The sequence below is a fragment of the Streptomyces sp. NPDC054866 genome, from assembly GCF_053610745.1.
On record NZ_JBSGZA010000001.1, the window covers coordinates 44311 to 58785 of the forward strand.

The 14475-nt window shown below is 70.1% G+C and carries 14 protein-coding genes; 10 read left to right on the top strand and 4 right to left on the bottom strand.

The window, feature by feature from the left end; translation table 11 throughout:
- Window positions 1-60: 60 nt before the first annotated feature.
- Complete coding sequence (locus ACWGI2_RS00180; protein WP_453692673.1) at window positions 61-840, bottom strand: amino acid ABC transporter ATP-binding protein; 780 nt, start codon at window positions 838-840, stop codon at window positions 61-63.
- 288 nt (window positions 841-1128) lie between these two features.
- Here ACWGI2_RS00180 and ACWGI2_RS00185 point away from each other — a divergent pair, with 288 nt between their 5' ends.
- Window positions 1129-1818: a response regulator transcription factor gene (locus tag ACWGI2_RS00185; RefSeq protein ID WP_160507591.1), complete on the top strand. Its 690-nt coding sequence runs from the start codon at window positions 1129-1131 to the stop codon at window positions 1816-1818.
- A gap of 16 nt (window positions 1819-1834) precedes the next feature.
- Window positions 1835-3250, top strand: coding sequence for an ATP-binding protein (locus ACWGI2_RS00190; protein ID WP_453401677.1), 1416 nt, complete (start codon window positions 1835-1837; stop codon window positions 3248-3250).
- Between the two features lie 21 nt (window positions 3251-3271).
- Here ACWGI2_RS00190 and ACWGI2_RS00195 read toward each other — a convergent pair whose 3' ends face one another.
- Entirely contained in the window at window positions 3272-4267 is a 996-nt protein-coding gene (locus tag ACWGI2_RS00195) for a TAXI family TRAP transporter solute-binding subunit (RefSeq protein WP_453401676.1), read from the bottom strand.
- Between the two features lie 86 nt (window positions 4268-4353).
- On the opposite strand from ACWGI2_RS00195, the gene miaB reads away from it, so the two are divergent.
- From miaB to ACWGI2_RS00210, 3 genes are read left to right on the top strand one after another with little or no spacing between them, the layout of a single operon-like run.
- Window positions 4354-5874 carry a tRNA (N6-isopentenyl adenosine(37)-C2)-methylthiotransferase MiaB gene (gene miaB, locus ACWGI2_RS00200; protein ID WP_453692675.1) on the top strand — a complete coding sequence of 507 codons (1521 nt, stop codon included), beginning with the start codon at window positions 4354-4356 and terminating at the stop codon, window positions 5872-5874.
- A 49-nt stretch (window positions 5875-5923) separates the two neighbouring features.
- Window positions 5924-6208: a hypothetical protein gene (locus ACWGI2_RS00205; protein ID WP_160507594.1), complete on the top strand. Its 285-nt coding sequence runs from the start codon at window positions 5924-5926 to the stop codon at window positions 6206-6208.
- Window positions 6209-6244: 36 nt separating this feature from the next.
- A complete protein-coding gene (locus ACWGI2_RS00210; RefSeq protein ID WP_453692677.1) occupies window positions 6245-6955 on the top strand; it encodes a class III extradiol dioxygenase subunit B-like domain-containing protein in 711 nt (236 codons plus the stop codon).
- A gap of 128 nt (window positions 6956-7083) precedes the next feature.
- On the opposite strand, the gene ACWGI2_RS00215 is transcribed toward ACWGI2_RS00210, so the two are convergent.
- Both ACWGI2_RS00215 and ACWGI2_RS00220 read right to left on the bottom strand, forming a co-directional pair.
- Entirely contained in the window at window positions 7084-7416 is a 333-nt protein-coding gene (locus ACWGI2_RS00215; protein WP_453401673.1) for an antitoxin, read from the bottom strand.
- A 25-nt stretch (window positions 7417-7441) separates the two neighbouring features.
- On the bottom strand, window positions 7442-7828 hold the full coding sequence (locus ACWGI2_RS00220) for a hypothetical protein (RefSeq protein WP_453692679.1): 387 nt from the start codon (window positions 7826-7828) through the stop codon (window positions 7442-7444).
- Between the two features lie 182 nt (window positions 7829-8010).
- Between ACWGI2_RS00220 and miaA the strand changes: the two genes are divergently transcribed.
- The 5 genes from miaA (at window position 8011) to ACWGI2_RS00245 (ending at window position 14367) form a co-directional block, all read left to right on the top strand.
- Window positions 8011-8949, top strand: coding sequence for a tRNA (adenosine(37)-N6)-dimethylallyltransferase MiaA (gene miaA / locus ACWGI2_RS00225; RefSeq protein WP_453692681.1), 939 nt, complete (start codon window positions 8011-8013; stop codon window positions 8947-8949).
- Between the two features lie 101 nt (window positions 8950-9050).
- Window positions 9051-9512, top strand: a complete 462-nt coding sequence (locus ACWGI2_RS00230) for a hypothetical protein (protein WP_453401670.1) — start codon at window positions 9051-9053, stop codon at window positions 9510-9512.
- 75 nt (window positions 9513-9587) lie between these two features.
- Complete coding sequence (gene dapF, locus ACWGI2_RS00235) at window positions 9588-10466, top strand: diaminopimelate epimerase (protein WP_453692683.1); 879 nt, start codon at window positions 9588-9590, stop codon at window positions 10464-10466.
- A 142-nt stretch (window positions 10467-10608) separates the two neighbouring features.
- Window positions 10609-12768, top strand: coding sequence for a RelA/SpoT family protein (locus ACWGI2_RS00240; protein ID WP_453401668.1), 2160 nt, complete (start codon window positions 10609-10611; stop codon window positions 12766-12768).
- A 111-nt stretch (window positions 12769-12879) separates the two neighbouring features.
- Complete coding sequence (locus ACWGI2_RS00245; protein WP_453692685.1) at window positions 12880-14367, top strand: M1 family metallopeptidase; 1488 nt, start codon at window positions 12880-12882, stop codon at window positions 14365-14367.
- Window positions 14368-14475 lie beyond the last annotated feature (108 nt).

A 14475-nucleotide genomic window follows, 5' to 3' on the forward strand; every position in this document is an offset into this window, starting at 1 on the left:
GTGAACATCCTTTTGTGTCGGCAGAAGAGAGTTGAGACGCAGGTAAGTAAGCGTCGTGCGTCAGTGGTGAAGGATCTTCGACAGGAAGTCCTTGGCCCGGTCGCTGCGCGGGTTGCTGAAGAACTGGTCCGGGACGGCCTCTTCGACGATCCGGCCGTCCGCCATGAAGACGACGCGGTTGGCCGCTGAGCGTGCGAAGCCCATCTCGTGGGTGACCACGACCATGGTCATGCCGTCGCGTGCGAGCTGCTGCATGACCTCCAGGACCTCGTTGATCATCTCCGGGTCGAGCGCCGACGTGGGCTCGTCGAAGAGCATCACCTTGGGGTCCATGGCCAACGCGCGGGCGATCGCCACGCGTTGCTGCTGGCCGCCGGAGAGCTGCGCGGGGTACTTGTCGGCCTGCGAGGCGACACCCACGCGGTCCAGGAGACCGCGTGCCTTCGTCTCTGCTTCCGCCTTGGACGTCTTGCGCACCTTGATCTGGCCCAGCATCACGTTCTCGAGCACGGTCTTGTGCGCGAAAAGGTTGAAGGACTGGAAGACCATGCCCACGTCCGCACGGAGACGGGCGAGCTCCTTGCCCTCCTGGGGCAGCGGCTTGCCGTCGATCGAGATGTCTCCCGACTCGACCGTCTCCAGGCGGTTGATGGCGCGGCACAGTGTCGACTTGCCCGACCCGGAGGGGCCGATCACGACGACGACCTCACCGCGGGCGATGGTCAGGTCGATGTCCTGGAGGACGTGCAGAGCGCCGAAGTGCTTGTTGACGTTCTTCAGCACGACCAGGTCGTCCGCCCCGGGCGGTATGGCGTCCTTGGTCACCGATACTTCGGTCACGGCTTGTTGCTCCATCCTCCTCGGTTGGGAGGACAGTAGTAACCCGGTGCGACCAGCGTCATTACATCTGAGGGGAAATTGAGCATAACGATCCGGCCGCAACCGGACACACCGTGTGAACGGGGACGCCCGTGCGCGTACCGGCTCCATAACGGAACGTGCCCGTGACCCGAACCCTCTTGACGCGGTCCTTATCCATCGGCGTGGATGCCTTGGTGCCTGTGCACGCGCGCATACCGGCCATCGGCGAGCGCGAACGGAACGACCGATGAACCGGAGGGGGCCCGTATGAGACTGCTCCTCGTCGAGGACGACGATCATGTGGCCGCCGCCCTGTCCGCGGTCCTGGCCAGGCACGGCTTCGACGTCGTGCACGCCCGCAGCGGCGAGGAAGCGCTGCAGGCCCTGCTGCCCGGCGAAACGGCACCCTTCGGAGTGGTGCTCCTGGATCTGGGACTGCCCGATCAGGACGGCTACGAGGTGTGCGGAAAGATCCGCAAACGCGGGTCGATCCCGGTGATCATGGTGACGGCGCGCGCCGACGTCCGCTCCCGGATCCACGGCCTGAACCTCGGGGCCGATGACTACGTAGTGAAGCCGTACGACACCGGGGAGCTGATCGCCCGTATCCACGCGGTCATCAGGCGGCCCCCGTCCGGCGCCGCTGCTGGCCCCGCGGACAGTGAACTGCGCCTCGGTTCCGTACGCATCGAACTGCCCACCCGGCAGGTCAGTGTGGACGGTTCGACAGTCCAACTGACCCGCAAGGAGTTCGACCTGCTCGCGCTCCTCGCCCAGCGGCCCGGCGTGGTGTTCCGCCGGGAGCAGATCATCAGCGAGGTGTGGCGCACCAGCTGGGAGGGAACGGGACGCACTCTTGAGGTGCATGTCGCTTCCCTGCGCTCCAAGTTGCACATGCCGGCCCTGATCGAGACCGTACGAGGCGTGGGCTACCGGCTCGTCGCCCCGGCCGCGTAGCGACTAGCGAGGTCAGGTGCGCTCTCGTCTCCTCCCGCTGCTCATCGTCCTCATGGCGGGTGTGCTGCTCGCGCTCGGCTTCCCGCTCGCCGTGAGCGTGGCGGCGGCGCAGCAGCAGAAGGTGGTCGTCGACCGGATCGACGACACGGCGCGATTCGCGGCACTCGCGCAGTTCGTCACGAAACGTCCCACTGGCTCGCGCCTGCGCGACAAGGACGAAAGGCGCGAAACCCTCCAGACCGAACTCGACTACTACCACGAGGTCTACGGGATCAAGGCGGGCGTCTTCTTCCGGGACCGTGAGCCCATGGCTCACGCCCCCGGAGACTGGTTCCTGCCCCCCAGGGGCGTCGAGGTGCGGGAGGCCTTCGAAGAGGCCCTCAGGTCGCGTGGAAGCCACGATCCGCGTCAGGTGTGGCCCTGGCAGCGCGGCCGGCTCGTCGTCGCGTCGCCGGTGATCAGGGACGGAGACGTCATCGCCGTCGTCGTCACCGACTCGCCCACGGGACGCATGCGTTCGAAGACACTGCAGGGATGGCTGCTCATCGGCGCCGGCGAGTCGGCGGCGATGCTCCTCGCCGTCGGCGCCGCGCTGCGCCTGACCGGCTGGGTACTGCGCCCCGTACGGGTCCTGGACGCGACCACGCACGACATCGCGACCGGACGCCTCAAGTCGCGGGTCGCGGCCGCGGGTGGGCCGCCGGAACTGAGGCGTCTTGCCCGGTCGTTCAACGAGATGGCCGACAACGTAGAGGACGTACTTGAGCAGCAGCGGGCCTTCGTCGCCGACGCCTCGCACCAACTGCGCAACCCTCTCTCCGCTCTGTTGCTCCGCATCGAGCTGCTCGCCCTCGAACTGCCCGAGGGGAACGAGGAGATCGCCTCCGTGCGCACCGAGGGCAAACGCCTCGCCCAGGTGCTCGACGACCTCCTGGGCCTCGCGCTGGCCGAGCACGCCGCGGCCGATCTGCGGCTCACCGACATCGGCGAGCTCGCCGCCGAACGCGTCGGTGCCTGGCGCCCGCTCGCCGACGAGCACGGGGTGCGGCTGACCGGCGTCTGTCCGGCGACCACCGGCTGGGCCGACCCGGTCGCCCTGTCGAGCGCCCTGGACGCGGTGATCGACAACGCCCTCAAGTTCACGCCCGAGGGCGAGGAGGTGCGGGTGGAGGTCTCCTGGAGCGGTGAAATGACGACCATAGTGATCACGGACGGCGGCCCCGGCCTCACGGAGGACGAACTCGCCCGCATCGGCGACCGCTTCTGGCGCAGCAACCGCCATCAGAACGTGAAGGGATCGGGCCTTGGTCTGTCCATCTCGCGGGCCCTGCTCACCGCGGGCGGCGGTTCCATCACGTACGCGCAGCACGAGCCGCACGGACTGCGGGTGACCGTCGGCGTCCCGCGTGACGAGCCCGGGAACACGGCCTGATGGCCAGGGCTGTGGCTGGGGCTACGGCTTGACCGACTGGTAGTAGCGGCGCGCGCCCTCGTGCAGGGCGAGCGGGTCCGTGTAGAGCGCCGTCCGCAGGTCCACCAGCTGGGCCGCGTGCACCACGCTTCCGATGTGGTCGCGGCTGTCGATCACCGTGCGGGTCAGGCCCTCGGTCAGTTTCGGGTCCGCCCGGTCCGTGGTGACCAGGAGGTTCGCCACGGCCAGGGTCGGTACGGCGTCGTTCTGCTGGATGGCGGGATAGGCGTCGGCGGGCATCACCGCTGCCCGGTAGTAGCGGGAGGCCCCGCCCTGCTCGTGCAGTGCCTCCACGAGGGTGCCGAGCGGAACAAGGCGAATGTCGAACTCCTTGGAGAGCTCGGTCACGGTGAGCGTCGGCAGTCCGCCCGACCAGAAGAAGGCGTCGATGTCGCCCTTCTTGAGAAGATCGGGGGCCTTGTCGATACCGGCGTGCACCGACGTGAGGTCCTTGTCGGGATCGAGGTCGGCGGCCTTGAGCACCCGTTCCGCTATCAGCCGCACGCCCGAGCGCGGCTGTCCCACGGCCACTTTCTTGCCCCGCAGATCCTGTGGCTTGTCGATGTCCGACGAGCGCCGGACGACGAGCTGGACGTAGTCGTCGTACAGCCGCGCACAGCCCCGCAGCCGGTCCGCGCCCGCACGCCCCTCCAGACGGTACTTCTCGACGGCGTCGGCGGCAGCGATGGTGAAATCGGCCTTCCCCGTAGCCACCCGCTCGACGTTCTGCTGCGACCCCTCGCTGTTGAGCAGCTCCACGTCCACCTTGGGCATGTCATGCGAGACCGCGGTCCGCAGGAGCTTGCCGTACCGCTCGTACACGGCGTTCTTCACGCCCGTGCTGAACGTCATCCGGCCCCCCGGGGAGTCGTCGCCCGCCGGAACGAGCCACCACATCAGGAGCCCGAAGACCACGAGGGCGGCCGCCGCACCCTGGAGTGCGCGGCGCCTGCTGATGTGGGGGAGTGCCTGGAGCATGCGCGCGATCCTGCCAGGCCACTCGCTGTAATGGCCAGGCCCGAGCTCCCGGCGGGGATACTCCCGCGACCGCCTACCCTTGTCACATGAGCAGCGGCGACCGGGGACAGGCAGTGGGCGTTAAAGGAACGTACGAGGTACGCACTTACGGGTGCCAGATGAACGTCCACGATTCGGAGCGCCTCTCCGGTCTCCTGGAGGGCGCCGGATACGAACGCGCGCCCGAGGGCTCGGACGGCGACGCCGACGTGGTCGTCTTCAACACGTGCGCCGTCAGGGAGAACGCCGACAACCGTCTGTACGGGAACCTCGGCCGCCTGGCGCCGATGAAGACCAAGCGGCCCGGCATGCAGATCGCCGTCGGCGGCTGCCTGGCCCAGAAGGACCGCGACACCATCGTCGAGAAGGCCCCCTGGGTCGACGTCGTCTTCGGCACCCACAACATCGGCAAGCTGCCGGTGCTCCTGGAGCGGGCCCGCGTCCAGGAAGAGGCCCAGGTCGAGATCGCCGAGTCCCTCGAGGCGTTCCCCTCGACGCTGCCCACGCGCCGCGAGAGCGCGTACGCGGCATGGGTGTCCATCTCCGTGGGCTGCAACAACACCTGCACGTTCTGCATCGTGCCCGCCCTGCGCGGCAAGGAGAAGGACCGCAGGACCGGCGACATCCTCGCCGAGATCGAGGCGCTCGTCGCCGAGGGCGTCTCCGAGATCACCCTGCTCGGCCAGAACGTGAACGCGTACGGCTCGGACATCGGCGACCGTGAGGCCTTCAGTAAGCTCCTTCGGGCCTGCGGGAAGATCGAGGGCCTGGAGCGTGTGCGCTTCACGTCCCCGCACCCGCGCGACTTCACGGACGACGTGATCGCCGCCATGGCCGAGACCCCGAACGTCATGCCGCAGCTGCACATGCCGCTCCAGTCGGGCTCGGACCCGATCCTGAAGGCGATGCGCCGCTCGTACCGCCAGGACCGCTTCCTCGGCATCATCGAGAAGGTCCGCGCCGCCATGCCTGAGGCCGCGATCACCACCGACATCATCGTCGGCTTCCCCGGGGAGACCGAGGAGGACTTCGAGCAGACGATGCACGTGGTCCGCGAGGCCCGCTTCGCCAACGCCTTCACCTTCCAGTACTCCAAGCGCCCCGGTACGCCCGCGGCGACCATGGAGGGGCAGATCCCCAAGGAGGTCGTGCAGGCGCGCTACATGCGTCTGTCCGCCCTCCAGGAGGAGATCGCCTGGGATGAGAACAAGAAGCAGGTCGGCAGGACCCTCGACCTGATGGTGGCCGAGGGCGAGGGCCGCAAGGACGGCGCCACCCACCGCCTCTCCGGACGCGCCCCCGACAACCGCCTGGTCCACTTCACCAAGCCGGACGCCGAGGTCCGCCCCGGTGACGTCGTGACGGTGGAGATCACGTACGCGGCGCCGCACCACCTGCTCGCCGAGGGCCCCGTCCTGAACGTGCGCCCCACGCGCGCGGGTGACGCATGGGAGAAGCGCAACACCGAGGCGGCCGCCAAGCCCGCGGGCGTGATGCTCGGACTGCCGCAGGTGGGCGTCCCGGAGCCGCTGCCGGTGGCCACCACAAGCGGGTGTGCGCTCGACTGACCGGGGCGAGCGGACAAGGGCGGGCAGTCGGACAACGGGGGATGGGCTGATGGCGCGCTGGGCGCTGATGATGGAGAACCCGCCGGGGCCGGGGGCATGGCATCTGTTCGAGCTGATGGCCACGGTGGACGGCACGCATGAGGAAGCGGTGGAGCGGTTCGCGGAGTTCGTCCGCCTGTACCGCCCGAAGCACCCGCGCTATCCCGTACGGATGCGCCGCTACCGCACGGCCGACGGCTGGATGGTGATCGGCGACGGTTCGTCCGGGGGCTCTTTCCCGTACCGCTTCTCGATCTCCGAGCTGGAGTGGGACTCGGGCCCGATCTCCTACTAGCGCGCGCTCCTGCTCGCGCCCGTTACGCTGCGGATCATGCTTGTCGCCGCAGCCGTCTGCCCCTGCCCGCCCCTGCTCGTCCCCGAGGTCGCCGCGGGTGCTGCGCCCGAACTGGACGCCGCGCGTGCCGCGTGCATGGATGCCATCGGGGTGCTCGCCGCCTCACGGCCCGACCGGCTCGTCGTGGTCGGCCCCGCCGAGCGGAACGGGCGCGGCCCGCATCCGCAGGGCGCCCGCGGGACCTTCCGCGGTTTCGGCGTGGACCTGGATGTGCGACTGGGACGTTCCGACGTCGAGGCGGGGGGTGAACTTCCGCCCTCGCTCGCCGTCGCCGCCTGGCTGCTGGACCGTACGGAATGGTCGGCGGCCCCGCTGGAGGGTCTCGGGGTGGGGGAACCTCTGGCGGTCGAGCGGTGTATTCAAGTCGGAGGGGAGATCGCGGCGCGGGCCGACCGGGTGGCCCTGCTGGTGATGGGCGACGCCAGCGCGTGCCGCACGCTGAAGGCGCCCGGGTATCTCGACGAGCGGGCGGCAGGGTTCGACGCGGAGGTCGCCCGTGCGCTGGGGGCGGCGGACGTCGAGGCGCTCAAGGCGCTGGACGAGGAGCTGGCGTACGAACTGAAGGCGGCGGGCCGGGCGCCGTGGCAGGTGCTCGCGGGAGCGGCCGAGGGAGCGGGCCTGAGCGGCGAGCTGCTCTACGAAGACGCTCCGTACGGCGTCGGGTATTTGGTGGCCGCCTGGTCGTAGCGGCTCGCGTGGCCTGAGCGGCCTCACAGAGGCGTCCACGCGCGCGGCCGACGCACGGCGACGGCCGCGGAGCTGGTGGCGCTCCGCGGCCGTCCGCCGGGGTCGTTCGACCGGTGACGCGGGGTGATTCAGGGAGCCGGAGGGGGCGTGGGTGGGGTCGTGCCACCCGCGGGCGGGGTTGTGCCACCCGATGGCGGAGTGGTGCCGCCTGTGGGCGGGGTGGTGCCGCCACCCGTGTCCTTGCCCTCGTCGGGCGTCCCGGCGAGGCGGTCCACGGCATCCTTCGCCTTGCCCGTCCCCGTCTGGATCTTGTCGCTGTACTTGCCCTTGGTCTTCTCGTCGACCACCTTCGCGGCCTTGTCGAGACCTTGGTCGATCTTGTCCCCGTGCTGCTGCGCGAGACCCGCGACCTTGTCCTTCGCCGGGGCGAGCTTGTCTTTCAGGTTCTGCAGGAAGCCCATCGGTTGCCTTCCCTCGCTGGGAGAGTCACTTGCGGGCGCCTTCGTCGGCTTCGTCGTTGTCGGGGGCCTTCTCCGCGGACTGCTGCTTCGGGATGTCCACGTTCTCCGCGGCAGCCGCTTCGGTGTCGTCCGACTTGTCCTCGGTCCCGGTCTCGGTCTCCGTCTTGGCCTCGGCGTCGGCTTCCGCCTCGGCCTTCCCTCCGGCCTTCGTCTCGGCCTCAGCCTTGGCCCCGGTCTCAGCCTTGGGCTCGTCGGTGGCGGCTTCGGCCTTGGCCTCTTCCTTGCCGGACTCGGCCTCGGGGGACGCCCCGGCCGCTTCCGCCTCGGCCGTCAGGGTGCCGGCTGCCGCCTCGGCTGTTGACGCCTCTTCCGTGTCCTTGGACTTCCTGCGGAACCGTGCAAAAACGCCCATATCTACTCCATACGGTACTCGTGTGGGCGAAATCCCGCGCCGCCCGGTGCGCCCTGTTGCGCCACCCGGGTCGCCGATCCTCGAAACCGGCGGCCGGAACCTCGCAACAGGCAACGACCCCGGAGGTGTGGCGTCACGTAGCTCGTTCGGGAAGTGGTCGCGGGATTTGCGAGACTGGGGCGGTGAGTAGAGCAGCTCCCGCACCGCGGGTCATCGCCGTCGTCGGGCCGACCGCGGCAGGAAAGTCCGATCTGGGCGTTTTTCTCGCCCAGCGTCTCGGCGGCGAAGTCGTCAACGCCGACTCCATGCAGCTCTACAGAGGGATGGACATCGGGACCGCCAAGCTGACGCTCGCAGAGCGCGACGGAGTTCCGCACCACCTCCTCGACATCTGGGACGTCACGGAGGCGGCGAGCGTCGCCGAGTACCAGAAGCTGGCGCGAGCCGAGATCGACCGCCTCCTCGCCGATGGACGCTGGCCGATCCTGGTCGGCGGCTCCGGGCTCTACGTCAGGGGAGCCGTCGACCACCTGGAGTTCCCCGGCACCGACCCGGAAGTGCGGGCCCGCCTTGAGGAGGAACTCGCGCTCCACGGCTCCGGCGCGCTCCATGCCCGCCTCGCCGCCGCCGACCCCGGAGCGGGCCAGGCCATCCTGCCCAGCAACGGCCGCCGCATCGTCCGCGCCCTCGAGGTCATCGAGATCACCGGCAAGCCCTTCACCGCCAACCTCCCCGGCCACGACTCCGTCTACGACACCGTCCAGATCGGCGTCGACGTCGGTCGCCCCGAGCTCGACGAACGCATCGCCACGCGCGTGGACCGCATGTGGGACGCCGGTCTCGTCGACGAGGTGCGCGCCCTGGAGGCCGTGGGGCTCCGTGAGGGGCGTACGGCGTCACGTGCGCTCGGGTACCAGCAGGTGCTCGCGGCGCTCGCGGGGGAGTGCACCGACGACGAGGCGCGCGCGGAGACCGTGCGCGCGACCAAGCGTTTCGCTCGCCGTCAGGACTCGTGGTTCCGCCGCGACCCCCGGGTGCACTGGCTCAGTGGCGCCATGGCCGATCGGGGGGAACTCCCAGGGCGTGCAATGGCGTTGGTCGAACGAGCGGTCACAGCCTGATCACGTGATGGCATCGGGACGCTCCGGCGGTCATCCCGGCCCCTGACGCCGTGCCATCATCGACCATCGATCGACCAGTGGAGTCCGAAGTAGGAGGGCGGATGGCGATGGAGGCCGGCCCTCGTGACACCGCGCATGACGGCGGCGAGCTGACCCCGGACGGCCCTGACGGGCCGCCGGACGGCGTGACCGACGACGGTCCCGTCGCGGACGCGATGGCCGCGGCGGAGGTCGAGGTCGAACTGCGCCCGCAGCGCCGTCTGCGCATCTGGCAGCTCGCGCCGATCGTCATCCTCGCCGCCGCCGGATCGCTGATGTTCGCCTTCCCGCTGGCCTTCGAGTTCGGGGACGGCGGCGCCGTCGTCGCCATGCTCGGACTCCTGATCAGCAGCTGCGCCGCGGGCTGGGGAATGATGGCCGCGCGCCGCGTGGGGCACACCTGGCCGGGACTGCCGGAGCGCGGTTCCGGAGGCCGCCCGGACTGGCGGATCGTCTCCGCGTACGCCTTGGTGTTCCTCGCCGTCGCCGTCCTCGCCGTGTGGCGGGTCGCGCGCCTTCGCTGACGGCGTCGTACGAGGTCAGAGTCCTGGCGGGCACCTTGACGACCGACTGTCCGTGGCACCCCGTACGATCGAGGAATGAGCACGCGGATCGCCTTCCTCAAGGGGCACGGGACCGAGAACGACTTCGTGATCATCCCTGACCCCGAGAACGCCATCGAGCTGTCCCCGGCCGCTGTCGCCGCCCTGTGCGACCGCCGTGCGGGCATCGGGGGCGACGGCCTGCTGCACGTCGTGCGTACGACGACTCACCCCGAGGTGCGCCATCTGGCCGCCGAGGCCGAGTGGTTCATGGACTACCGCAACGGCGATGGTTCGATCGCCGAGATGTGCGGCAACGGCGTGCGCGTCTTCGCCCGCTATCTGCAGCGCGCCGGACTGGTGGGCGAGGGCGATCTGGCCGTCGCGACCCGTGGCGGCGTGAAGACCGTGCACATCGCCAAGGCCGCGGCCGGCGGGGACGTCACCGTCGGCATGGGCAAGGCGTCCTTCCCCGAAGGCGACGTCGAGGTCTCCGTGGCGGACCACCACTGGCCCGCGCGCAACGTGAACATGGGCAACCCGCACGCGGTCGCCTTCGTCGACGACCTGGCCCACGCGGGCAACCTGTACGACGCGCCGCCATTCCGCCCCGCTTCGGTCTACCCGGACGGTGTGAACGTCGAGTTCGTCGTCGACCGTGGCCCGCGTCACGTCGCCATGCGGGTGCACGAGCGCGGCGCGGGCGAGACCCGCTCGTGCGGCACGGGCGCGTGCGCCGTGGCCGTCGCTGCGGCCCGCAGGGACGGGGCGGACCCCGCAACGACCGGTTCGCCGGTCACGTACACCGTCGATCTGCCTGGTGGGAGCCTGGTGATCACCGAGCGGCCCGACGGCGAGATCGAGATGACGGGCCCCGCGGTGATCGTCGCCGAAGGCGAGATCGACGCGGAATGGCTCGAAACTGTAAACCCGTGAACTGTCGCTCGAATGGGTGATCCGTTTCACGCTCGGCGAGAGGCGGTCAGCGGCGCGTGATGGGCTCGGTAGCATCAAGCACCGGCCCGGACGGAGCACGCCGTCGTCCGCCCACCGCCGGTCGGAGCAGCCGGAGGTGCCCATGAGTGCGGAGGCTACAAACCCTGCGATGTCTGGCCCAGTGACGCCCGCAGCGCAGCGCAGGCGCGGCCGTCCACGGCTTGACCTGCGCAGGCTCGGCCGGGCAGCCCTGTTGGGGCCCGGCACCCGGGACCGGTTGCCGGACGCCATCGGCCATGTGGCGGAAGCCCATCGCGTCCATTACCCGGACGCGGACCTGGAGCCGCTGCGGCGCGCGTGGGTCCTCGCGGAGTCCTCCCACCGCGGCCAGATGCGCAAGAGCGGTGAGCCGTACATCACACACCCGCTCGCCGTGACCCTGATTCTCGCCCAACTGGGCGCCGAGATCACGACCTTGACCGCGTCCCTGCTCCACGACACCGTCGAGGACACGGATGTGACGCTCGATCAGGTGCGTACGGAATTCGGCGACGACGTCTGCTATCTGGTCGACGGCGTAACGAAGCTGGAGAAGGTCGACTACGGAGCCGCCGCCGAGCCCGAGACCTTCCGCAAGATGCTCGTGGCCACCGGCAACGACGTACGCGTCATGTCGATCAAGCTGGCCGACCGCCTGCACAACATGCGCACGCTCGGCGTCATGCGCCCCGAGAAACAGGCACGGATCGCCAAGGTGACACGTGACGTGCTCATCCCGCTCGCCGAACGTCTCGGCGTGCAGGCGCTCAAGACCGAGCTGGAAGACCTCGTGTTCGCGATCCTCCACCCGGAGGAGTACGCCAAGGTCGAAGAGCTGATCGCGGCCAACGCGGCCGACGGCGGCAACCCACTGGAAGCGACCGCGGACGACGTCCGTGCGGTGCTGCGCGAGGCGGGCATCGCGGCCGAAGTCCTCATCAGGCCACGGCACTACGTCTCGGTCCACCGGGTGCACCGCAAACGCGGCGAGATGCGCGCGGCAGACTTCGGACGGCTCCTGGTCCTGGTGAACGAGGACGCGGACTGTTACGGCGTCCTCGGCGAGCTGCACACGTGCTTCACGCCGGTGGTATCGGAGTTCAAGGACTTCATCGCCGTACCCAAGTTCAACCTCTACCAGTCGCTGCACACAGCGGTGGCCCGCCCGGACGGAGAGGTCGCCGAAGTCCTCATCCGCACGCACCAGATGCACAAGGTGGCCGAGGCCGGCGTCGTCGCGTTGCGCAATCCGTACGCTCCTCCTTCGGAGGAGCAGTCCGATGCCGGTACAGAAGCGTCCTCCGACGACGCGGTCGAGGGTGAGCGCGCCGACCCGACCCGGCCCGGCTGGCTCTCCCGCCTCCTCGACTGGCAGGAAGCGGCCCCCGACCCCGACACGTTCTGGTCCACGCTCCGCGAAGACCTCGCCCAGGACCGCGAGATCGCCGTCTTCCGCCCCGACGGCGGCACGCTCGGACTGCCCGCAGGCGCGAGCTGTGTGGACGCCGCCTACGCCCAGTACGGCGAGGACGCCCACGCCTGCATCGGCGCACGCGTCAACGGACGCCTCGCGACGCTGAGCACGGTCCTGCGGGACGGCGACACGGTCCAGCTGCTCATGGGGCAGGACGTGGCGTCCGGGCCATCGCGCGAGTGGCTCGACCACGCGCGCACGCCCGGCGCTCGGATCGCCATCCGGCGCTGGCTCACGACCCACCCCACGCCCGCGTCGGCGCCCCCGGCGTCGACCCCGGAGAAGACGGCCCCCGCGCCCTTGCCGCAGGCCTCCGACTTCCCGCGCCCCGCCGCGGCGAACGCCGTGGTGGACAGGGAAGGCGCGAGCGTACGACTCGCCGGATGCTGTACGCCCGTGCCGCCCGACGAGGTGACCGCCTTCGCCGTGCGCGGCGGGGTCGTCACCGTGCACCGCGTCGAGTGTCCCGCCGTCGCGCGCATGAAGGAGGTGGGGCGTGCGGAGGTCGGAGTGCGCTGGGGGGACAGCGCGGAGTGCCGGGTCACGCTGATCGCCGAGTCGTTCGGGCGAGCGCATCTGCTGGCCGACCTCACCGAAGCCATCGCCATGGAGGGCGTCGAAGTCATGTCGGCGACCGTCGAGCCACCGAGCCAGCAGCGCGTGCGCCACACGTACACGCTGCAACTGCCGGACGCGGCCCGCCTGCCGGGGCTGATGCGCGCGATGCGTGCGGTGCCCGGGGTGTACGACGTCAGCCGTGCCCAGCACCCGGCGGCGGCGACTTCGTAGTTGACGGTTCTAGGGCGTCAGCGTCGCCTCGGCCCCCTGTCGGCGACTCGTTCGAGTGGCATGGCGCGCGCCGACACCGGTGCGGAAGGTCCGCGCTGATAGCGGTAGTTCATGCTGCTCACCCCCCGGGTCAAGGCCTCGCGGCCGAGGACTCTCCGCATCGCGACCGCGCTCCTGGCCGCGGCCACCTCCGCCACCCTTCTCGCCGCGAGCGCGCCGTCACCGGCCAGACCGCTCGGCATCGGCGACCGGCTCTTCCCGCACCTGGGCAATCCCGGGTACGACGTCATGGCGTACGACATCGCCTTCACGTACCACGGCGACAACAAGAAGCCGCTCGACGCCGTGACGGTGATCGACGCCCGTACGACCGCCCCGCTGAGGCGCGTCAACCTCGACTTCGCCCACGGCAAGGTCCGCTCCGTCGCCGTCAACGGCGCCCCCGCCCGCTACGAGACCACCGGTGAGGACCTGGTCGTCACGCCGTCACGGCCGCTGTACCGGGGCGACCAGATGCGGATCACCGTCCGGCACACCAGCGATCCCAGGCCCACGAAGAACAAGGACGGCGGCTGGGTGCCCACCGCCGACGGGCTCGCCATGGCCAACCAGGCCGACGCCGGGCACCGCGTGTTCCCGTCGAACGACCACCCCGCCGACAAGGCGCGGTTCACCTTCCGCGTCACCACCCCGAAGGGGCTCACCGCCGTCGCCAACGGCCTGCCCTTCGCGACGGCGCACACGGGGGCCACCACGACGCGGGCCTTCCGCACCCACCACCCCATGGCGACGGAACTGGCGCAGGTGTCCATCGGCCGCTCCACTGTGGTGCACCGCTCCGGGCCGCACGGCCTCCCCGTACGCGACGTCGTGCCCACCAAGGACCGCAAGGCGATGGAGCGCTGGCTGAAGAAGACGCCGGACCAGATCGGCTGGATGGAGGAGAAGGTCGGCCGCTACCCCTTCGAGACGTACGGCGTGCTGATGGCGCAGGCACAGACCGGCTTCGAACTTGAGACGCAGACCCTCTCCCTCTTCGAGAGCGACCTGTTCAAGCGGCCCGAGTTCCCCGAGTGGTACGTGGACTCGATCATGGTGCATGAGCTGGCGCACCAGTGGTTCGGCGACAGCGTGAGCCCGAGCTCCTGGTCCGATCTCTGGCTCAACGAAGGGCACGCCACCTGGTACGAGGCCCTCTTCGCCGAGGAGAAGTCGAAGAAGCCCCTCCAGAAGCGGATGCGTGAGGCCTACCGGCAGTCGGACAGCTGGCGCGCCGCGGGCGGACCGCCGGCCGCGCCGAAGGGTCCCGCGCCGGGCCAGAAGATCAGCATCTTCCGCCCGGTGGTGTATGACGGCAGCGCGCTGGTGCTCTACGCACTGCGGCAGGAGATCGGGCACGACAGCTTCGACCGCCTCGAGCGCGACTTCGTGCGCACCTACCGGGACGGGAACGCGACGACCGCGGACTTCGTGCGGCTCGCCTCGTCGACCGCGGGCCGCGATCTGAGCGGCTTCTTCGACGCCTGGCTGTACGGCGCGAAGACGCCGCCGATGCCGGGCCACCCGGACTGGCGTAAGGCGGCTCCCGCCCGGAAATAACCCACGTGACGAGACGGGCCGTTCCGTGCCACTATCTTCAGGTCGGCGCCGCCGCGGGTCCGGGAAAACCCCTCGGGGTGATCTCAGGGCCCCCGCAGGCCGGCCCGG